The 20081-nt window shown below is 58.6% G+C and carries 17 protein-coding genes; 10 read left to right on the top strand and 7 right to left on the bottom strand.

From position 1 onward, the window contains the following. Positions 1–274: 274 nt before the first annotated feature. From U1703_RS15780 to U1703_RS15750, 7 genes are read right to left on the bottom strand one after another with little or no spacing between them, the layout of a single operon-like run. Complete coding sequence (locus tag U1703_RS15780) at positions 275–1207, bottom strand: NAD-dependent epimerase/dehydratase family protein (protein ID WP_332786453.1); 933 nt, start codon at positions 1205–1207, stop codon at positions 275–277. Beyond that, positions 1204–1947, bottom strand: coding sequence for a glycosyltransferase family 2 protein (locus tag U1703_RS15775; protein WP_332786452.1), 744 nt, complete (start codon positions 1945–1947; stop codon positions 1204–1206). Before U1703_RS15775 ends, U1703_RS15780 begins: the two co-directional genes overlap by 4 nt. Before the next feature lie 40 nt (positions 1948–1987). Next, the gene (locus tag U1703_RS15770) at positions 1988–3073 is read right to left on the bottom strand and encodes a glycosyltransferase (RefSeq protein WP_332786451.1); all 1086 of its coding nucleotides are present in this window, start codon (positions 3071–3073) and stop codon (positions 1988–1990) included. Beyond that, complete coding sequence (locus U1703_RS15765; RefSeq protein WP_332786450.1) at positions 3070–4245, bottom strand: glycosyltransferase family 4 protein; 1176 nt, start codon at positions 4243–4245, stop codon at positions 3070–3072. Before U1703_RS15765 ends, U1703_RS15770 begins: the two co-directional genes overlap by 4 nt. Continuing rightward, positions 4242–5426, bottom strand: coding sequence for a glycosyltransferase (locus U1703_RS15760; RefSeq protein ID WP_332786449.1), 1185 nt, complete (start codon positions 5424–5426; stop codon positions 4242–4244). The genes U1703_RS15765 and U1703_RS15760 overlap by 4 nt, the downstream gene beginning before the upstream one ends. After that, positions 5426–5920, bottom strand: a complete 495-nt coding sequence (locus U1703_RS15755; RefSeq protein ID WP_332786448.1) for an acyltransferase — start codon at positions 5918–5920, stop codon at positions 5426–5428. Before U1703_RS15755 ends, U1703_RS15760 begins: the two co-directional genes overlap by 1 nt. Then, on the bottom strand, positions 5920–7284 hold the full coding sequence (locus U1703_RS15750; protein ID WP_332786447.1) for an O-antigen polymerase: 1365 nt from the start codon (positions 7282–7284) through the stop codon (positions 5920–5922). Before U1703_RS15750 ends, U1703_RS15755 begins: the two co-directional genes overlap by 1 nt. Before the next feature lie 225 nt (positions 7285–7509). Here U1703_RS15750 and U1703_RS15745 point away from each other — a divergent pair, with 225 nt between their 5' ends. The 10 genes from U1703_RS15745 to U1703_RS15700 all read left to right on the top strand — a co-directional run bounded on the left by U1703_RS15745 (position 7510) and on the right by U1703_RS15700 (position 19856). Next, entirely contained in the window at positions 7510–8967 is a 1458-nt protein-coding gene (locus U1703_RS15745; protein WP_332786446.1) for a glycosyl hydrolase family 28-related protein, read from the top strand. A gap of 141 nt (positions 8968–9108) precedes the next feature. Next, positions 9109–10062, top strand: a complete 954-nt coding sequence (locus U1703_RS15740; RefSeq protein WP_332786445.1) for a glycosyltransferase family protein — start codon at positions 9109–9111, stop codon at positions 10060–10062. Continuing rightward, entirely contained in the window at positions 10049–11416 is a 1368-nt protein-coding gene (locus U1703_RS15735; protein ID WP_332786444.1) for a flippase, read from the top strand. Before U1703_RS15740 ends, U1703_RS15735 begins: the two co-directional genes overlap by 14 nt. A 138-nt stretch (positions 11417–11554) precedes the next feature. Continuing rightward, positions 11555–12853 (top strand): O-antigen ligase family protein, encoded by a 1299-nt coding sequence (locus tag U1703_RS15730; protein WP_332786443.1) that lies wholly within the window; start codon positions 11555–11557, stop codon positions 12851–12853. Between the two features lie 55 nt (positions 12854–12908). Continuing rightward, entirely contained in the window at positions 12909–13619 is a 711-nt protein-coding gene (locus U1703_RS15725) for a polysaccharide biosynthesis/export family protein (RefSeq protein ID WP_332786442.1), read from the top strand. Positions 13620–13628: 9 nt separating this feature from the next. Further along, positions 13629–15812: a GumC family protein gene (locus U1703_RS15720; RefSeq protein WP_332786441.1), complete on the top strand. Its 2184-nt coding sequence runs from the start codon at positions 13629–13631 to the stop codon at positions 15810–15812. 65 nt (positions 15813–15877) lie between these two features. Next, on the top strand, positions 15878–17062 hold the full coding sequence (locus U1703_RS15715) for a tetratricopeptide repeat protein (protein ID WP_332786440.1): 1185 nt from the start codon (positions 15878–15880) through the stop codon (positions 17060–17062). Between the two features lie 277 nt (positions 17063–17339). Continuing rightward, positions 17340–18467: a GDP-mannose 4,6-dehydratase gene (gmd, locus tag U1703_RS15710; protein WP_332786439.1), complete on the top strand. Its 1128-nt coding sequence runs from the start codon at positions 17340–17342 to the stop codon at positions 18465–18467. Positions 18468–18478: 11 nt separating this feature from the next. After that, positions 18479–19432 (top strand): GDP-L-fucose synthase, encoded by a 954-nt coding sequence (gene fcl / locus U1703_RS15705; RefSeq protein WP_332786438.1) that lies wholly within the window; start codon positions 18479–18481, stop codon positions 19430–19432. A gap of 52 nt (positions 19433–19484) precedes the next feature. Next, entirely contained in the window at positions 19485–19856 is a 372-nt protein-coding gene (locus U1703_RS15700) for a hypothetical protein (RefSeq protein ID WP_332786437.1), read from the top strand. Positions 19857–20081 lie beyond the last annotated feature (225 nt).

Below are 20081 nucleotides of genomic sequence, written 5' to 3'. Positions count from 1 at the left end.
CCTCGTGCTCACGCAGCACGCCTATGATCTGATCCTCGGTAAAACGGCCTCGCCGCATCGCTCGTCTCCATCTGACGAGCTAACTTACCAATGGCATGATTTCCGGGGAGCACGTCACGGAAGCTCGCATCACACCCGGATGAAAAATTGGGGGACCGTCACGTCGTTCAGGTATTCCAGTGAATGTTTATCCGGCTACTCCTCGCAAGTTGACGTGTCGCAACATCAGTCTTGCCCGGTCACACCGGATGAACAACCTCCTGAAACCTCACATCTAGGTGGAGCGAACGGGGCTGGCCAGCATACGGAGCAGCGCGGTCTCCAGACGATCGCGCGGCACCCAACCCAATCGTGCGCAGGCTTCGTCATTATCGACCTGCAGATTGCCGACGATCCGTCGGACAGCGGCCCCTTGGCCCGTCAGGCGTCCGGCTAGCCGCAGGACGCCCAAAGACACGGGGACCAGACGGGCGGGGCGACCAATGGCATCGCCGATCTTGCGTACGAGCATCGCCGTTGAACAATCCTCGCCATCACTTAAGGTCAGAACCGCGCCGCGAGCCTCAGGACGGGTGAGAGCCAGCATGGTGGCCTCGGCAAGGTTATCGACCGAGATCAAGCTGCGTCGATTGTCGATACAACCCAAGGGGAGGGGGTAACCTCGTCGTACCGCTGCAACGAGACGGGCAAAATTTCCCGCAACATCTGCTCCATACACCATCGGCGGACGCAGGACGACGCTTTCGATCTCAGCAGCACGGATCAGCTGCTCGGCTTCGTACTTGGTGCGCCCGTAATCGTCCTCGGGCTCGGGCGCATCCTGGCCGGAGTAGCGTTTGCCTGACGGCGTTTCTTCGCCATTGACCTTGATCGAGCTCATGTAGACGAACCGGGAAATTCCGGTATCGGTCGCTGCCGCCAGAAGCCGACGCGTACCTTCCACATTCACTCTGTAAAAGGCGGACCGCGGATCGGGCAAATCCGGGGCGGCATGGGTCAAGGCGGCCAGATGTGCGAGGGCATTGACACCGCGCAAACGAACCGACAGAGCGGCGATATCGCTAGTCTCAAGCGGCCCGATCACGATATCGCCAGGGTTTCCCGTTTCGTTGCGAACGATGCGGACAACATCATGACCAGCGTCGACAAGGCATTGTGCAAGCGTTCGACCGACAAAGCCAGTCGCACCCGTAAGCGCGATCTTCATCGCAACAATTCCAGTACCTTGAGGGGATATTTACTCATTATCATCGCAAGATTAGTATAGATGCCGTTGTCTCGACACGCACGGACAACCTCGCGGTTGATGGTCATTCGGGCACGCCACCCATCGGTGCTCGCACCGCCGAGCCGCATATCGACTAACACGCGCGGCAAATAGGCGTAAGATAGCCCATAGGTGTTGAAAGCGCGGACCACGAAGTCAAAGTCCGCCGCAATCTTCAGGTCGGTACGATACATACCCACCTTGTCATAGGCTTGACGGGTCAGGTACATTCCCGGATGCGCAGGCATCCAGCCCCATCGCGTGCGCGAAGGCTTAAACCGGTCGCTCCGGTAGCGACGCGTCTGTCGACCCTGTTCGTCGACAAAGGCGATGTCACCCAAAACCGCATCTCGGCCAGGATTGCACGCGAACGCATCGATCACGGCGGACAGCGCGCCGCGATCCGCGAAATAATCGTCGGCATTGAGGATGCCGATGATATCGCCCGTGGCCAAAGCGATGCCCTTGTTCATGGCATCATAGAGTCCGCGATCGCGTTCGGAAATCCAACGCATTCGGGAGTCGGCCATCCGCGTCAGGATATCAACAGTGCCGTCAGTCGATGCGCCGTCGACGACGATGTGCTCGATAGCCGGATGATCCTGAGCCTGTACCGATTTGATCGTGTCGGCGATCGTGGCCGCGGCGTTGTAGCTGACAGTGACAACGCTGATCTTCATGTAACGGGTCCTGCACGAAATGAGTGATCGGGATGGAGGTTCATGAAGGATCAACACCAGAATGATGGGCAATGGCGGTCATACGAGTGGCGACGTCGTCCCAACCATCGGGTATCTGCCTAAGCTGTTCCGTCCAATCCGGCCACCAGCCGTCCTGCAGACGCCGATGGAGTTCGGCCACCGCCCCCTGCAGCGACAGCGGGTCTTTCGGCGCGAAGTAGATTGCCTCGTTGCCGCAAAGATCTCTGGCATAGGGCAGATCGGCGCAAAGAACCGGTAGACCGAGCCACATGGCCTCGACGATCGGCAAACCGTAGCTTTCGGCAAGCGATGGAAAGACCAAGGCATCGGCCTTGGCATATTGATCTTGCATATCCGAAGGGGCCAGCCGTCCGGTGGCTTCGATTCCGGTCGCATAATTAGGGGCGGACACGGTGACGACGAGCGTATCCACCATGTGCTGCCATTCGGTACGAACCACAGCGTCGTAGAGCACGGCGTGATTCTTATGAGGATAAGCGGCTGCCGGATAAAAAAGCCGGAGCTTTCCAGGTGCGACCCGACCCGTCCGGCGTAATCCGGACGACAACAGCCATTCGGGTGCCGGTTGCGGCACGACATGAATCCGGTGCTTTAAAGCGGGATAGGCGGCCTCCAGGCCGCGCCGCATGGTTTCGGTCTGCACGATCGCGGCATCGACCCGCGTAGCATTCAGCCGAAAAATTGCCCGAGCAATGGCGAATTTGATATGTTGGCCAGGCGAAGCACCTGCCGGTTCGAGAAGAAGATGCGGCGTATGGACGAACACAACCTGCCGACCGCGGATCCGCAGGGGCAGATCACCAAGAACCAGCAGTGGCGTGTTGCCCTCAAAGGCGCCGGCCATGGCGGTGCATTCGACCAGGCGCGATACCGCATTGGGTAGGCGACGGCGGATCGGTTGTGGTGTCGGTCCCGGAGATTGGCGCTGATATTGCGAAAGAGCGCCGATCGCCGGCAGATGGATATCGCCGACCGGTCCGGCCCGCTCAAGAGCGGGAAGAAGCGACTGGACGAGCTGCGTCGCGCCAAGACCCGTCACATTGGTCAAGCTTATCCGCAGTGTGCCGTGCAGCGTCGTACTCACGCCCGTGTGTCCCGAGGCCACATGTACCAAGCAGGATCCGGTCGCGCGCCGTAGCCCTCCAACGCCTTGATCGCTTGATGAATATACTGGGCGGCAATGCGCGGTTCGAGGAGAGGCGCGACCTTTTGTGCGCCAACCCGGGCTGCAGCCAGTGTAGCGGGGTCCACGATCCACTGATGGATCACCGCAGCGAGTGTGTCGGGGTCGCCCACGGGAAATGTCGCGCCCGCGGCATGGCTGCGTACCACGGCCCCCGCACCGACGGCATCGCTGCAACACACGGGGACACCGGCCTGCAGAGCCTCATTCACGACAACAGCCCAGCCGTCGAAGACGCTGGGCAAGATCATGGCGTCATAGCGGGCGATCGTCTCTCCGGAATGACCGAAGGGTATCACCCCACGATAGCTTATCCCGTCATCAAAGGGATAATCCGCGGGCTCTCCCGGACCAAAGACGTCAAGCGTGACCTCATGGCCCTGGTTCCGCAATCGGCTTACGGCATCGATCGCGACATTCAGCCCTTTTCGGGCAATCAATGCACCGACGAACACGAGGCGAAGCGGAGCTGTTCGCGGTAACCCTTCAATGGACGGGGCGGAATTGCTGGAGACGGGGCCCGGCACGAAATAACCGAAAGGAAAAATCCGGTCACGAGTGACGCCCATCTCCGCATATTGGTCACAAGCCAGTGGAGAAATTCCAAATACGGCATGGATTTTGCGCGCGAAATGAAGTCCGTAGAAGCGGTACAGCAGCGGGCGCAGGCTGGCCTTCAACCACCCGCGCATACGTCCGATATCCGTCAGATAGCCGACGCCATTGGGCGAGAAGGGCTCGGAGATCAGGGCAACCTTTCGACCCAACCGGCAGGCCATGGACATGATTTGAATCTGTCGCCGTTGTTCGAAAGGGCTGCCGAACAGGTGGATGGCATCGGGATAAAGATCGAGTTGCTCCCGGGCCCATGCTCGCCATGCCTTCTCGGGAATCTGTTGCTTTGTCAGGTCGCCGCCACCGGTATTGACCCATCCCTGCGCGGCGCGGACGGAGTCGTGCACGCGACCAACATTGACCGATAAGCGTCCCCCCGCCATGTCGCGCAGCGCGTCATAGGTATAGGCTTGGTGATCCGTCAGGAGGGGCTGCCAGCAGATATAGCGTATTGTCACACGGTCTCCGGGAATAGAAAACGGCGCAGTTCGATGCCTGCCCGGGTCGCACCGCATCGCTCTGCGACGATAGCCATTCCCTCACGGGCGATCGTGGCGGCCCGGGCTGGATCATCGGCGATCGCGCGTAAACGCTCGGCCAGCAGCGTTGGATCGTCGTAATCGAGATAGATGGCGCCCGTGCCCAGAACGCTGCGCACATCGCTGATGTCGGTAGTAAGTACCAGCAGTCCCTCGTTCGCCATTTCGACCACCTTGGACGGGAAGGTCGTATGTGCCAGCGGGCCGGTATTGGGCTTGAGGGCAAGGCCTACGTCCATGCCGGCAAGGACGGTGCGATAGCCCAAGTCATCGAGGCGACCATGAACCGTCACGGCCGGCCGCAATTCTTTGCGATCGGCCATAAGGGCGAAACGGGCAAGGCTTTCGCCTGTACCGGTGATATGCAGATGTAGGCGACGGATTGCCGGCGTCGGGTCTTCGCGCAACGTTTCGATGGCCGCTGCAAGAATATCTGCGCCGGTCGAGGCGGCGACCGTACCGCCCAAAAGTAGATGAATTTCGGGACCGTCGAACCGTTCGGCCGAACCCGGTGCGCCGACAACGCCATAATAGGGTTGCTGCGGGATGAGCCGCGTCGCTGTCGATAGTGCGCGACAGGCGAGTAGGGCACCGGCATTGCACCCCCAGTCGGTCAGTGCGACGAGCAGTCGCGCCTTGATGGCCCGCACGCTCCAACCCTTCAGGACCGTCTCGCCGTCTTCGAGGTCCAGGGCGACCCGATAGCCGAGCAGTCGTGCAAACCAGATTGCCGGTATGTAGGCGGGCATCCGATTGTAGAGGAGCAACAGACTGCGTCGTGCCCGATGGCGTTTACGCCAAAGTATCGGCAGGGGTGCCCAGCAGGAGAGCAGTTCGGACAGGACCGGTTTGTGAAGCAGCGGACCATAGACGGTCGCAACGCCGCGCTGACGCCCAGTCTTGGGCGCGAGATACCGTCCCGAACCATCCTGCCGCCCGCGGCCGAGGCTGAGCAGAAGCGTATGGATGCCAGCCCCGCGCAAGACTTCGGCCATCATCGCAACCTTGCGAGTGGCGGCCGGGCTGTCGGTGGTAATGCCACGCTCAAGACGAACGTCGTCGGCGATCGCGTTGCACAATATGAACAGTTCGGGTTTCATCATTCGTCGAGCATACGTTTGATACGAGCGGGGACACCTGCGGCCAGGCAATTCGGCGGGAGGTCGCCGATCACGACGGATCCGGCCGCCACGATGGTGCCCTCGCCGATGGATGAGCCTCCAAGGATTAAGGTGTTTGCGCCGATCCAGCATCCGGCACCGATGGACACGGCCCGCGCGGTTCCCGGACCAGCACGGCGATCAGCATTGCCGATCTCATGACCGCCGGTCAGGATGCGAACGAACGGGCCGATATCGCACGATGGACCTATGACCACTGGCGCGGCGGCATGGGTATAGATCAGCACGCGTGGGCTTAGCCAGGTGCCCGCCCCGATGCGCACCGCGCCGGGGCCGAAGAACCAGCCCTGTCCGCAGATCGATACGTTTTCGCCGAGGTCGAGACCCCCGAGGCGCAATAACATACGACGCAGGGCGAACAGCCGAGTTGGGGGCAGGGCCCAAAGCAGCAGATTGACGAGATGACGCAGCATCAGGATGCCGCTGCCTGAACGTGCAATGCTTTCCCGCGGCGGACGTCGAACCATTTTATGGCAAGGCAGAACCACAAGAGGAAAAAGAGATTGTTGTCGGAGAAAGCCGGGATCAGCGGGAGATAGAGAGCACCGATCAGCCCGAGCGTGGCAAGCACGCAATCCAGGAACGATCCACCCCTTGCTGCGGCCCTCCACGCAATGGCACTCAGAAAGCCTTGTAGCATCAGAAAGACTGCGGCGCCGACAAATCCGAAATCCATGATGAGATTGGCGATGGCCGTGGTCCATCCCACGCCGATAACTTGTTGAGCATCAAGCGCGGTCACACGAAGCTGATACATCACCGCGACATCGATATTCGTCAGCGGTTCTATCTGACGATAAAGAAATGGAAAGTTCATCGCACCATAAGATATACCGAAAAGATCAGTTTTCAAAAACCGATCGAACAACGCGATAGAACTGGAAAAGTAAACGAGTGCTTCGATCACCGTCTCTCGCACCCCGGACCCGAACCAACCGATAATGTATTCAAACGTCGGTGAGAGGTCAAAATCGAAAAGTCGTGCAAGTACCTCAGATTTCACGGACGATATGCGACTGTCGTTTCGCGCAATCGCGACATAACCCATATAGGCGACCATTAGCCCGGATATCGCGATCACGAAACCTGATCCACTTTTGGGTTGTGCGTCCGAGACAGATGGCTTGGGGGTGCGGATTTTCCATAATATGTGACCGATCACGGTCACCAGGATCATCTGCAAAGCCGCCTGCCGCCCGGCAGACAGGACGGCGTTCATCAAAAAGCCCACGACCGGCAATGCAAAAAATATCGTTTGCTTGATGCCTAGTTCGCGACGGAAAATAAGCGCGAACAAATAGGAGAACAGACACGCCCATGTCATGACGGATGCAGCGCGCGACAGCGGGCTTGCGGACTCTTTGCCGACAAAGCTGTCACGAAGATCAGCCAAGTTCATTAGACTCGATCCGCCATTCATGACGAAGTCGATGACCAGAAAACCTCCGCCGATAATGCCGATAAGCCAGCACACCCGTGCTATCGGCATCATGGAAAGAAAGTCCTGATAGGCCGTTTCTTCGGGAACGGTCCTGCGAATGACGGGGCCACGAAAAGCGTGTTCAACAGCGGCACCACCAGCGAAGGCCAGCATGGCGCCGCATAGAATGCTCCCCAGACGCGGATCGCTATAGTCAAGATAGCGATAGTCGATAATGCCCAGGACGATCGGAGCAATACAGATCATCCAGGCAATACTAGCAGCCCAGATCGGTCCGCGGACGTTGCGCGACAGGAAGAGCAGCGCTACGGCTAGCGCCAGACTGGCCGTTAACATACTGGGCAACCTTGATGGCGACGAACGGATAGAATCGTTAGCCGAAGTGGTCGGTCCGGCGCAACCAACAACGCCGGTCGGTCGCTTGAACACACGGAAAACGACAGCGGACACATAATGATCGACTCTCCTGTGACGCGGCGCGGTGCGCTCGGTACCGCCTTGACCGGGGCTGGATTGGCTGCTGTCCCGGTAGCTTGCGCCGAACCGGATCGTAAGACGATCATGAACGATATGATGTCGGTCCGGGCATTTGGGGCGGTCGGTGACGGTCGAACCGACGATACGGCGGCCATTCAACGCGCGATCGATCAGGCTGTCGCGCAGCCGGGAGGTGGAACGGTTTGGTTTCCACCGGGACGTTATGCGGTGCGTGCGCTATCGTGCATCAATCGCGATCCTGCCGAATTCGACCGGATATTGCGATTGCTTGGGGCGGGGCCGGCCCTGTCCAGTATCGTGCCGTTGACAGCCGATGCGATCCTGGTCGACGCCTCGGGCCGATCGGGTTTCCGGATGGAATCCCTGTCGATCGACAGTACCGCGCGATTGTCGCGGATCGGACTGCTCCTGGCGCGGCGGCAGGAAAGCGCGAATTGCAACGGCACGCATTTGCGGGATGTCCGTATACAAGGTGCTTTCGCCCATGCAGCCGTCGTATCCGCCGGGGCCGAAAGCATGGTGTGGAACGAATGTCATCTTCACAATGCTCATGCGCCAGCTCGTCATGCATGCCTTGTTTCCAGTCATTCTCCGCAGCTGGCGGGGCTGGGGGGCAGCAATGTCTTCGTACAGGGACCCAATACGGACAATCGCTTCTTTGGTTGTGCTTTTTATGTACCCTATCGCGGTGCCGCACCCGTGCAGTTCAATGGTGCTGCGGGGGCGATGTTCTTCGGGTGCTCGATTATCGCTGGCGACGCCGTCGATACCCGACTGGTCAGCTATGCAGTGGACAAGGGCGTTTTTGTTGGACCAGTAGGATGGTACGGCTGTCATTTTGAAGTGTTCGGGCGTGGCGGCATCATCCATTTCCTGAATGCTCCCTTGGGTACCTCGTATTTTCAAGGCTTGCAGTGTCAAGGCGGTTCACTGGTCGTCGCCTCCGGCATCTCGCAGGTTGACTTTGATCGCCGTGATCCCCGGCGCCAGCCGGTTTTGCGTGGCTGGCATTGGTCGTCGCCGACCATCCCGTCGGGTGTCGTTGACGTCGATATCCACGCCTATCTGATCGACCACTGTACGATCGACGCGCGCGTTTCTCCCGATGCCGGCGCCATCGTGGCCCTAGGCGCAATCGATACCAGCACTGTGGACGGCCATGAGGTTCGAGCGCCGCAAGTCGTCGGCTTTGCCCTGAAGCGGTCGTCGACCGGCCAACCACGCTCGGGCACTTGGCCGGCAGGGAGTTTCATCGACAATTGCGATGTTGTGCCCGGGCAGGCGACGGGGTGGCGGGTGGCAAAGGGCGATGGCGGTACGGTCCCCCCCGCTGGGGGATGGGGGCATGGTGGCGTAATGCCGCGTCCTGGCAATATCGTTCGCTATCACGGTGCGCCGCGGGTCATATGGTATGTCGATCCCGCGGGCCAGGTCATTCTCGACGGTCGGGATTCCAGCTCCGTGCCTGTGACGAGCCTGGGGGATAGCCCGCCCAAGCTGATCGCTTTGCCGCCCCTTTGACCGTCCGCACCGGCGGATCAGGGCTGGCATATCCGGTATGGCGCCGAAGGCGCTGTCCCGGCACGGCCGGGCGCACGTTCGGACCGGAAAAGCCGCGATGCGCCTTGCTTGTGTAGGCCTTGGCGGCATAGGGCGGTAGGCATGTCTGCCGAACCATTCCCCATTGTCGGTCCTGTCTTCCTTGACCCCAATTCGGGGCATCGCTGGGAAGACCTCATCCAGAAAGATTTCCTGGCGGAATTGTTCGAGATTTTGACCGAGCGATTGCCCCCTGAGCTGCAGGACGTCCGCTTTTACGTATTTAGTCCGCTCAACGCCGACCAACGGCCGACATCGGCAGATTTTGCGAACGAGCGCAAGGTTCTGATATTTCTATCCGATGAGGCGGACTCGGTCACACCCCTTGCGTTGGCATCCCACTACCTAGCTATTTTCAAGCCCAGTATGCGATCCGAGAAGGTAGGTAAAAATATCTTCACGATGAGCTTGGGATTGGCCAATGGTGTTACCGTTCCGCCTATAAAGCCTATGTCAGAGCGTTCTGTATCGCTGTTGTTTACCGGGAATCTCAATCGTAATCGTTACCCTCTCTATTTTAGCTTTCATCCTATATTGAAAAGATGGCCTAATCTGGCGAAAAGCCGGTGGTTTCATCTTTTTGCCCGATCCCCCTTGCGACGATTGTTGCGTCGAAACTTCAACACCACGAAGGGGGGGCGGCGCGTCGTCATGTTCACGGACGGCTTTGGGCTGGGTTTGAGCCGAAGCGAATATGGCATGATGCTTGCCGACAGTCAGATCGTGCTGGCGCCACGGGGCTTTGTCAGTGCGGAAACCTTCCGGCATCTCGAGGCGCTGCGGGCCGGCAGCGTCGTCGTGTCCGAGCGTCTTCCCGATACGTTTCTGTATCGCGACTCTCCAATCCAATGTATCGACAGTTGGGCGCAAGGCTTGCGGCATATCGATACGCTGTTGCGCGACCCCGCACGACTGCAGGCGCTGCAAGACCAAGGCTTGCGGTGGTATGAAGACGTGTTGTCCCCACGGGCCGCAGCGCTGCGGATGATCGAAACGGTGCGCAATGTCGACGCTTGATGAGGAAACCGGCGGGACGCCCACGGGATTGGCGGCGCAGTTGGCTCGCTTGCGGCCCAGCGCGTTGCGCGCGATGTTCATGGAGCGCGCCGTGTTGCGTAGCCTGATCACCAATGCAAGTTGGCTGGTTGCGGATCGCGTCGTCCGGCTTGGGGTCGGCCTGTTCATCAATATCTGGATCGCCCGTTATCTTGGACCAACCAAATTCGGTTTGTTCAACTATGCGCAAGCGATTGCCACCATGTTTTCGTTCGCATCGACTCTCGGATTGCCGGAGATTCTCATGCGGGATCTGGTGGGGTGGCCCGATCGCAAGCGACTGATCCTCGCCAGTGCCTTCATCCTGCGCGTCGGTGGGGCGGTAATAGTATTGATATTGTCGATGGTTTTCATCGTCGGTACGCGTCCAACCGAACCGTCGACCTGGTTGATAATGGCATTTTTGGCAAGTGCGCAGATCGCGCAGGCAATGGATGTTGTGGATTCCGAATACCAAAGTGCCGGTAAAGTCAGCCGGATTGTCCTATTGCGCAACCTGAACTTTTTATTCTTCTCGGTGGTCAAGGTCGTTGCAATCCTGATGGGGGCAGGGGTAATTACTTTTGCGCTTTTATACTCTCTAGAGCTGTTTATCGTTGCCTTATTGATGTATATTGTCGCTATCCATGATGGATATGGCTTTTCGATCAGTGATGCCAAGACCGAAGAAATGCGACGCTTGTTTCGAGAGGTCGCGCCTCAAATACTGCGCCTTGCGATCATTGGCGTCTATATGCGTGCCGATCAACTGTTGATCGGTCAGTTTTTGGGCGACACCGAGGTCGGAATTTATACCGCAGCTACCCGTTTGATCGAGGCCTGGTATCTGGTCATCACCGCGGTCATGCTGGCAGCGACGCCCCGTCTGGCACATACGTTCCACTTCAACCGGGAGCGCTATGACGCGGCATTGACCTTGGTGGTCCGGGTCTTGGTATGGGGATCGGTAGCGGTGGCTTTGGTCGTCACTGCGGTGGCACCGACAGCAGTCCGAATTCTTTATGGCAATGCGTTTGTGGCGGCTGGCCCGGTGCTGATGGTCCATGCTTGGGCGACGGTCTTCAGTTCGCTAGGCCAGGCGGTGAGCGGCGCCTTGGTCAATCGCCGTCTTCTCCACATCGGCGTTTACCAGGCCCTCGTCGGGGCGGCGGTGAATGTCGGTGCGTGTTTGGTGTTGATCCCGCTGCTCGGCGTGATCGGGGCGGCATTGGCAGCCGTCATGACCCAGGTCGCAACTGGGCTGCTGCTCAATGCCTGCTTCCGCGAGACGCGGCCGATTTTGAGGGTTCAGCTCCGGGCTATTTTCTTTCGCTAGCTTCGGGATTTGTCATTTGGATCTGCTCTGCAGTTTGGATTTTCGGGGCGATGGGGTAACGGGATTGGCATGATGTCTTCGCGATCGGCCCGCTGGCCGTCTTTCCAGGCCAGCCTATCCTTCATACTCGCAACCGCGATGATCGTGCTCTTGTGGATCGCGGGCGGTGCCTCGCGCGCCGAGGTGATGGGGCAGGTCGTCGTGCGGGCCGGGGCATGGGCGATCTTGGTCGTCCTGCTGCTCGCGGGGCCACGGCCGACGCTGGCGAATGTGCGGCCGGTCCTGTGGCTGCTCGCGGTGACGGTGGCGTTGCCGCTGCTCCAGCTGATCCCGCTGCCCCCGGTTATTTGGCAGGCTTTGCCGGGTCGGGAGATACTGGTCATCCCTGGAGAATCCTTGCCATGGCGACCTTGGACCATGACACCGGGAGCCACGCGCAATGCGCTATTCTCGTTGATCGTTCCGGCAACCATGTTTGCCCTGCTGGTGACGGCAAATATCCGATTGTATCGCTGGCTACCGGCCACTTTGCTGATCATGACAGGCGCAGCGGTCCTCCTTGGACTGTTGCAGTTTTCTGGGGCAGGTTTCAACAGCCCTCTGCTCAACGACACGCCTGGTACGGTCAGCAGCACCTTTGCCAATCGCAATCACTTTGCCTTGTTTCTGGCGATCGGGTGTCTCATTGCACCGGTGTGGGCGTTCCTGGACAGCCGGTCGTTGCGTTGGCGTGGCCCGCTGGCCGTCGCGCTCGTGCTGCTGTTTATCCTGATGATCCTGGCAACGGGATCGCGCAGTGGGATGCTGCTGGGTGGCCTGGCGCTCGCGCTTGGTGCGGTGCTCACCGGCAAGCGCCTACGCCGACAATTGCGGCGAGGGCCACGATGGCTGCTGCCTGCCCTGGTCGTCCTTGGGGTCCTGATAATCCTGACCTTTGTTGGATTGAGCGTCGCCGCCAATCGGGCCAATGCGATCAATCGTCTGATCGCCCTTGAGGGGGTAGAGGATTTGCGCGCACGGGCGATGCCGACGATAATGTCTATGATCGGGCACTATATGCCGTTTGGATCCGGGCTCGGTGGTTTCGATCCGGTGTTTCGTATTCACGAACCGCTGAACCTTCTTCGGTTGAGCTACCTCAACGAAGCACACAATGACTTTCTGGGAATCGCCCTCGACGCCGGAGTTTTCGGAATTGCGGTGCTGATGGCGGCTATGCTCTGGTGGGTGGTAGCGACGATCAGGGTTTGGCGCGCTGATGCCGACGACGATATGTACCTGGGGCGCCTCGGCTCTACGATCATTTTCCTCGTTCTTGTCGCCAGCGTCACCGATTATCCGGCACGGACGCCGACAATCATGGCTATCATCGTCATTGCTGCGGTCTGGCTGGCACGGGCGTCGGCCATCTCCAAGCAGCCCGCTTTACCGTTATGATCTCCAAAACTATAGAGCTACGGCCTTCTCACCCATTTCGCGGAATTTTTAGCGCATGCGCCTGACGATATCTGCCCTATGCCTTGCGCTCCTGACAACCGGCTGTGCCTCTCAGACGCCGATCCAGTCGAGTAGCCGCCTGACCGTCGTCGAAGGGACGGGCGTGTTGCCGCCACCGAACCGCGGAGACTTGACCGCGGCCGACCGGCCCGCGCTGATCGGTCCACTCGATACGATCGATGTTAGTGTCTTTGGTATCCCCGATCTGGACCGCGAGATGCAGGTGGATGCCAGCGGTCGGATTGCAATGCCACTGGCTGGTACGATCGACGCACGGGGCAAAACGGCCGAAGAGCTGGCAAGCGTGATCGCAGCGGCGCTGAAGGCGCATTATGTCCGCAATCCTCAGGTGATCGTGAACATCAAAAGCTCGGTCAGTCAGGTTGTGACCATTGACGGGGCGGTCGTCGAACCGGGTCTTTATCCGGTCACCAACCAGATGACGTTGATGCGCGTCGTGGCATCGGCCAAGGGCCTTACCGAATTCGCGCGACAGGAAGACGTGGTCATCCTGCGTACCGTCGGCGAAAAGCATATGGCGGGCCTTTACAATATCGCCGAGATCCGCCGTGGAGCCTATGGCGACCCGCCGGTCTACGCGAACGATGTTATCGTCGTCGGTGACTCGCCGCAGCGTCGCCTGTTCCGTGATTTCGTTTCGCTGTCGCCGCTTATCGCGGCACCGCTGATCGCCGTGCTGCAATAAGGCTTATCGATGAACACGCTCAGTTCCCCGCTCCGTCCCGGTATGCCGCCTGCGCTGACGGCGACGGCCAATATCGACAAAATGCCGATCATTCGCCAGTATCTGCGCATTGCCTTGCGGTGGCGCTATGTCATCCTCGGTGCGATCGCGACCTGTGTGGTGATCGGTCTCATCGTCACGCTGTTGATGACGCCCAAATTCACGGCGACATCGACGATCGAAATATCGCGTGAATCCAGCCAAGTCACCAACTTCCAGGGGGTCGAACGGGAGGCCGGGGTGGCCGACCAGGAATTCTACCAGACGCAATATGGCCTGCTGCGCTCCCGGATGTTGGCCGAACGTGTCGCTAACCAGCTTCGACTTATAGATGACAAAGCATTTTTTGAACGTTTCGGTGTCAATCAGGATGCTCCGGCATTCCGACAGGTCAACGGGCGCTATGCCGCTGCAGGCCGTGCCGAGCGTCAGCGTATTGCGGGTGAGATCCTTCTCAACAGCCTCGTCATCGCGCCTGCACGCCTGTCGCGGCTCGTGGAGATTCACTTCACGAGCCCGGATCCCGTGTTTTCGCAAAAGATCGCCAATGCCTGGGCCGAAAACTTCATCCAAACCAATCTAGAACGTAAGGTTCAGGCAACATCCTATGGCCGCAATCTTCTGCAGCGGGAGTTGACCCAGGCCAAGGAGCGACTGGATGAATCGCAGCGGCAGCTCGTCGGGTATGCCGAAAAGCAGCGGATCATCAATCTGCCGGCTCAGGGGAGTGGTGAAAATCAGACGAGCGAACGGTCCATCATTGCCGATGATCTGGCGTCTCTGAACAGCGCCTTGTCCCAAGCGACCGCTGACCGAATTGCTGCAGAAGCAAAATATCGGGGTCCTGGAAACGGTGGTGCTTCGAGTGAGGCGCTGAGGAACCAGGCAATCAATTCATTGCGTCAACGTCGTGCCGAATTAGCAGCTGAATATCAGCGGCTGCTGGTGCAGTTCGAGCCCGGTTATCCGGCTGCACGTGCGATCCAATCGCAGATCAATCAGTTGGATGCGTCGATCCGTCGCGAGGAAAGTCGTGTAGTCGGCGCGGCTCAAGCCGAATATCAGCAAGCCACCCAACGTGAGGACGCGTTGCGTCAGCGGGTGGAAGGGCTGAAGTCCAATTATCTCGATCTACGCCGTCGCAGCATTCAATATAATATCTATCAGCAGGAAGTGGACACGAACCGCGCTCTGTACGACGGGTTACTACAGCGTTTTAAGGAGATCGGTGTTGCTGGGGGCGTTGATGTCAACAATGTCTCGATCGTTGATCCGGCCGATGTGCCCCAGAAGCCGTCAAGCCCTCGCCTGATATTGAACCTCTTCGTCTCGCTGCTCGCTGGCGTCGCGATTGGTTGCATCCTTGCCTTTGCCTTGGAGCAAATGGATGAGGCTATCGCTGATCCAGGTGAAGTCGAGCGGCGGCTCGGCCTGCCGCTGCTTGGTTCCGTACCGTTAGTCGGGGATATCGAGCCGCGCGATGCTCTGCTCGATCGCAAATCTGATCTCGTCGATGCCTACTTGGCAATTCAGACCAGTCTGGGCTTTACTACGGAACACGGCGTGCCTCGTTCGCTATCCGTCACCTCAACACGGCCGGCGGAAGGCAAATCGACCACGGCGCTCGCCATTGCCACGCTGCTGGCCCGTTCACAGAAGAGGGTTATTCTGGTTGACGGTGATATGCGTTCTCCCTCAATCCACTTTCTTGGCGGAGTCGATCATGATCATGGTCTTTCGAACTTCCTCGCCGGGCAGGACGATATCGAACGGCTGACCTTCGAAATGCGTGATCTAGGCTTCACGGCAATGTCGGCGGGGCCGATTCCACCGAATGCTGCGGAGTTGTTGACCAGCCATAGGCTGGAATTGCTGATCGCACGCCTGCTCGAAGTCTATGATCACGTCATCATCGACAGTCCCCCTGTCATGGGTCTGGCCGATGCGCCGCTTATTGCGAGCCGGGTGGAAGGTGTTGTCTATGCCGTCGAATCTCACGGCATCCGATCCAGCTTGGTCAAGACCGCCCTTCAACGCCTTCTTGGCGCGAATGCGCACATATTGGGCGGCGTCCTTACAAAGTTTGAGGCACGTAAGGCGCATTACGGCTATGGCTATGACTATGGCTATGGCTATGGCCGCGAAAAAAAATGAAGTCGAAGGTCCAGCCCATCCGTCGTTCAACAAAGCGATCTCGCTTTGAGTGGACTATTCGCTGTGTGCTGGCCATCGCTGCAGTCGCGCTCGGCGGCCTATCGACCACGCAGACAATCGCCTTCGCGTTGCGCAAGGTGAACGCCGAGCGCGCCTATGCGCTTGCACCCTATGACGGACGGGTCGCGGGCGAACTGGCGCAGCACATCGCGGCTGGCGATGTCTCGACCGAACAGCGGGCGAGGGCGACTGCGATTGCACAGCAGGCCCTGGTGGATGAACCTCTCGCCATTCCGGCGCTGACGGCCTTGGGGATCAATACCCAGCTTCGGGGCGATACCGTCGAGGCCCGTGAGCTGTTCGCACATTCCGACGCTCTATCGCGCCGCGAGCTCGGTACCCGTCTTTGGCTCATCGAAGATGCGGTCGGTCGCGGCGATACCGCCGGTGCATTGCGAAATTACGATATTGCATTGAGGACGGAAAAGGGAGCATCTGAACTACTGTTTCCGATTCTCGCGCAGGCTATTTCCGATAGCAGACTGGCTTCGGCCTTGGCCGATACGATGGCTGCCCGACCTGCATGGAGCGAGCCGTTCATTGGCTATCTGGCTGCGGTTAGCACAACGCCGGACATAAGCGCGCCGTTTTTGCAGCAACTCGCAAAACGCGGCGTACCCATTTCCGAAGCTGCGCGGATCAGCATGGTCAATGCCCTTGTGAACATAGGCAAGATGGATGCAGGCTGGTCCTATTACGCGTCTTTTCACAAAGGGGCGGCACGCGACCGCTCACGGGATCCGAACTTTGCATTCAGTCGGGAGACGCCAGCGGCATTCGACTGGGTGCCAGTGACGAGCGAAGCCGGTATCAACGCTTCCATACAGAGCACGTCTACGGGCGGAGTTTTTGACTTTGCCGTATCCTCGTCTGTCGGGGGGACGGTTCTTCAGCAGACCCAGCTCCTGCCCCCGGGGCGCTATCGGCTTGAGGGTATCAGTGCCGGTATCCAGCAGGCACCCAGTACGCGGCCTTATTGGCAACTTACCTGCAGCGATGGGCATGAAGCCGGGCGGGTCGAGCTTCCTAATTCCACCGAGAACGGCGGCAGGTTCACCGGAGAGGTAACCGTCGGCGCTGGCTGTCCCACACAGGTTTTACGCCTCGTCGTAAGACCTTCACTGGAAGTCGGCGGGGTCGGCGGTCAGATCGAACGCGCTGCTCTTGTTCCCGTCGCGGCTGGCCGATGAGTATGATTGTGAAACAAGTGGACGTCAGCCAGATGGAATAACGCCACGTTGGCCTTCCGATTTGCGATTGGCGGAAAAAAAGCGTGCCATTGTCGGCCACAAGGCGATTATTCGCTTGGCAAAGGTCACCAAGCGCATTCATTCCGGCTAGGAAGGCAGTTGTTGATAATTGTCTCGATACCGCTATCGAGCGGAGCGAGTAGATGATTTGTGCGCATTCCTGGTCGGTGGCGGGGCAGGGCATAACGGATCACGAGATACGCAAAGGGAATGTACGTTGAGCGGTAAAAAAGTCGCACTCATCACCGGCATCACGGGCCAGGACGGTTCTTATCTGGCCGAACTGCTGCTCGAAAAGGGCTATGAGGTACACGGGATCAAGCGGCGTGCATCGCTGTTCAACACACAGCGTATCGACCACATTTACCAGGATCCCCATGCGCCCTCACCCGATCTGAAACTGCATTATGGTGACTTGTCGGATACGTCCAACCTCACCCGGATCATCCAGGAAATTCAACCGGACGAGGTCTACAACCTCGGCGCGCAAAGCCATGTCGCGGTAAGCTTCGAGGCTCCAGAATACACGGCGGATGTCGACGGCTTGGGCACCTTACGCCTGTTGGAGGCCATTCGCTTCCTAGGCCTGGAGAAGAAGACGCGGTTTTATCAGGCATCGACCTCGGAACTGTACGGGTTGGTGCAGGAAATCCCGCAGCGTGAGACGACGCCATTCTATCCGCGCTCACCCTATGCGGTGGCCAAACTCTATGCCTACTGGATAACGGTTAATTACCGCGAAGCCTATGGGATGTATGCCTGCAACGGAGTGCTCTTCAACCACGAGAGTCCGCGCCGCGGGGAGACGTTCGTAACCCGCAAGATTACCCGTGGACTTGCCAATATCGCACAGGGACTCGAGCCCTGCCTGTATATGGGCAATATCGATTCGCTGCGTGACTGGGGGCACGCGCGTGACTATGTCCATATGCAGTGGTTGATGCTTCAGCAGGACGTCGCCGAGGATTTCGTGATCGCCACGGGCGTCCAGTATTCGGTGCGGGAATTCATCACCTGGTCGGCAAAGCACCTGGGCATAACGCTGCGTTTCGAAGGTGCAGGTGAAGCCGAGATTGGCATTGTCGAGGCCATCGAGGGCGACGAGGCGCCGGCGGTGAAGGTAGGCGACGTGATTGTGCGTATTGACCCGCGTTACTTCCGTCCGGCCGAAGTCGATACGCTACTGGGCGATCCGACCCGGGCTAAAGAAAAACTCGGTTGGGTTCCTGAAACCAGCGTGCAGAATATGTGTGCTGAAATGGTTGCGGAGGATCTCAAGTCCGCCAAGCGCCATGCCCTGCTCAAGCAGCATGGTTATCAACTGCCAGTTTCGCTCGAATCGTAAGGAAGCCTGTCATGCGGATATTCGTGGCCGGGCATCGCGGCATGGTCGGTGGTGCAATAGCGCGCAAGTTGACTGTGCGTGGCGTCACAGTAGTGACGCGCACTCGCACCGAGTTGGACCTGACCGATCAGCACGCAGTGCGCGAGTTCTTCGCTGCCGAGCCGCTTGATGGCGTCATCCTGGCTGCAGCGAAAGTCGGGGGTATTTACGCCAACAATACCTATCCTGCCGACTTCATCTATGAAAACCTCATGATTGAATGTAACGTCATTCATCAGGCGTTCGCTAGCGGAGTCCGCCGACTGCTGTTTCTAGGCTCTTCTTGCATCTATCCGCGCGCCGTAGCGCAGCCGATGCGCGAAAATGCCCTGTTGACGGGAATTCTCGAGCCGACCAACGAACCGTATGCGGTCGCGAAGATTGCCGGGATCAAACTCTGCGAAAGTTATAATCGCCAGCATGATACCGATTACCGTAGTGTCATGCCCACCAATTTATATGGTCCTGGCGACAATTTTCATCCTGAGAACAGCCATGTGATGCCTGCTCTTATCCGGCGATTCCACGAGGCGGTCCAGACGGGTGCGGAGCAGGTGACGATTTGGGGCACGGGAACGCCGAGGCGCGAGTTCCTGAATGTCGACGATATGGCCGATGCATCGCTCTTCGTTTTCGATCTGCCGCTCGATCAGTATCAGGCCAATACCGACCCGATGCTGAGCCATATCAATGTCGGCTATGGCGAGGACGTGACAATCGCCGAGCTTGCACACCTTGTGGCGAATGTGACCGGCTATGAGGGCAAGATCGTTTTTGATACCACCAAGCCAGACGGTACGATGCGTAAGTTGATGGACTCCAGCCGACTTGCCGCGATGGGCTGGACCCCATCGATCGGACTGGCCGATGGCGTCCGCAAGACCTATCGCTGGTTCCTTGATCACGTTGCAACGGCAGGGCGTTGAAAATGCTAAGGCTGATTAGTGCATAGCTAAGGCGACGAGTGTTGACTGGCCTATGATGATCTCGATGAATCCTATTCTGTCCATTGCGTTGTTCGCTGTCTCTGCATCTAACGTAGGGCAAGAGCGGGACCCTGAGCAGGAGCAAGCGCCGCTGGTTTCCGTTCAATCGACGCCCGTCCAGACGCGCCAGGGCGAAACTCCTCCTCTGGCGGCGGGGCAGACCGGGTTGCGGCAGAGCCGAGAGCAGGTAGCGGCCGATACAGGCATTATGCCGATGGGGCGGATTGATGCGCGGATACAGAACCGCGTACAGATGCGCATCCGTAACCGGATCGATCGCTATTACGATCCCACCGCCAATACGACTTCGCCATTTGCCGTGGCGGCCGAACAGGCAAATCAAGCCGGACGCTCCGCCCGATAGAAGAATTTTCGTAATGCATCATGCCCCAATATATATTTCGTTGCGGCATGATTTAAATTTTTATGAGTATAGCTTAAAGTGGTTCGAACAAATTTAAGATAAACAGCTTTTGGTTCGTTCAGCTATGGCTGTCGATTGCCGAATAGGATGTGGTATCACGCCGTTGTGTGGGGGCGCTGGCACAGCCGATACCGGTTTATGGAGAGGCTAATTTACCCAGGCGTG

This window comes from Sphingomonas flavida (genome assembly GCF_036663655.1).
GTDB lineage: Bacteria > Pseudomonadota > Alphaproteobacteria > Sphingomonadales > Sphingomonadaceae > Sphingomonas.
The sequence above is the reverse complement of the archived record's forward strand: the minus strand, read 5'-3'. Positions and strand labels throughout refer to the sequence as shown.